General features: G+C 72.0%; 1 protein-coding gene and 1 pseudogene. One reads left to right on the top strand and one right to left on the bottom strand.

Features of this window, described 5'->3' with window-relative positions:
- Positions 1-127 (top strand): annotated as a pseudogene (locus G5C60_RS52955) (HAD family hydrolase); the annotation flags it as partial.
- Between the two features lie 105 nt (positions 128-232).
- Here the strand turns inward: G5C60_RS52955 and G5C60_RS53915 are convergent.
- The gene (locus G5C60_RS53915; protein ID WP_165271083.1) at positions 233-1,093 is read right to left on the bottom strand and encodes a peptidoglycan-binding protein; all 861 of its coding nucleotides are present in this window, start codon (positions 1,091-1,093) and stop codon (positions 233-235) included.
- Between the last annotated feature and the right edge of the window lie 252 nt (positions 1,094-1,345).

Genomic DNA, 1,345 nt, shown 5'->3' with positions numbered 1-1,345 from the left:
GATGCGGGTGGTCGGGGTCGGGCCTCGGGCCGGGTTTCATCGGCCTGATGTGGTGGTGCCGGACCTTACGCAGGTGCGGGTTTCGGCTTTGGGGGATGGGGCGATTCGGGTGCGCGTCGGCGAATGAGCGCGTTAGCGCTCCGCTGGGGGGCGGTTTGAAGCCTGCGGGTTCGTTGTGGCTGGTCGCGCAGTTCCCCGCGCCCCTATAGGGCGCGGGGCTGGTCGTGGCTTTTTACGGTTCCTGCGTTTCTGACTCCAGGCGTTCGCGTGTTTCCTCGCCGTATATGCCCAGTTGGTCGTCGATGTCGCGGGACGTCTGGAAGGCGCGTACGGAGTTTTCGGTCTGGTCGTCGTACGTGTTGGTCGTGGGGCCTGCGTAGAGGACCGCCTGGCGTAGGCGGAGTTGGAGTTCGGTGACCTCTGGGCCGCTGTCGCCGGGGCGTAGTACCTGCGAGTTGTCCCTCTCGCGTCCTCCGCCGGAATCCGGGGGCGCCGAGTCGGACGGAGGCGCGGTGGACGGTGGGGGTGTCGAAGGCGCCGAGCGGGACGGGGCGGCCTGAGCCGTCGACTCGGGTGCCGACGGTGTGGTGCTCGGGCTGCTCGGTGCGGACGTCTCGGGCGGCGGAGCCGACGGCGAGTGTGCGGACGGCGCGGTCTTCGACGGTGTCGGCGACGACGGTGTCGGTTCGGGCGCGTCCGGCACGCTCGCGCGCATGTCGCTCGGAGCCGCGCTGTCCCGCGACGGCGTCTCGTACGAGAACAGTCCGCTCGCGAACCCGGCCGCGGCCATCACAGCGGCCCCGGCTCCGACGCCGACGAGGGCGAGCCGCCGCCGACGGCCGCCCCTGCGGGCGCGCTCCCCGGGCTCGGGTGCGTGCGGATGGGGCATGGGCCCGGTCACGGGTTCTGGACCGGGTTCCTGAGCCTCGAACAGGCGGAACTCGGCCGTGTGCGGCGCGCCGACCGGCGGGGCCTCGGCCGGCGGCGCCTCGGCCGGCGGCGCCTCGGCCGGCGGCGCCTCAGCCCCCGGAGACGGGCTCGGCGTCGCGGGGTCCTCGGGCGAGTGCGGTGCCTCGGGTGAGCGTGGTGTCACGGGCGCGTGCGGTGCCTGGGGTGCGTGCGACTGCTCGGGCATGTACGGCTGAGCGGGTGCTGCCGGTCCGGCAAGGTCGGCTGGTGTCGTGAATGCCTGCGTATCCCCAGGTCCTTGCAGTCCTTGAACTCCCTGAGCTCCCTGAGTTCCTTCAGGATGTTCAGGGCCTTCAGGGGCTTGGGGGTCTTCAGGTCGTTCCGGGGTCCCGAACTCGCCTAACAACCCCGGTGGGTTCACGTCCCCGGCCCCGGC

Source organism: Streptomyces scabichelini, from assembly GCF_011045015.1.
Lineage (GTDB): Bacteria > Actinomycetota > Actinomycetes > Streptomycetales > Streptomycetaceae > Streptomyces > Streptomyces scabichelini.
The sequence above is the reverse complement of the archived record's forward strand: the minus strand, read 5'-3'. Positions and strand labels throughout refer to the sequence as shown.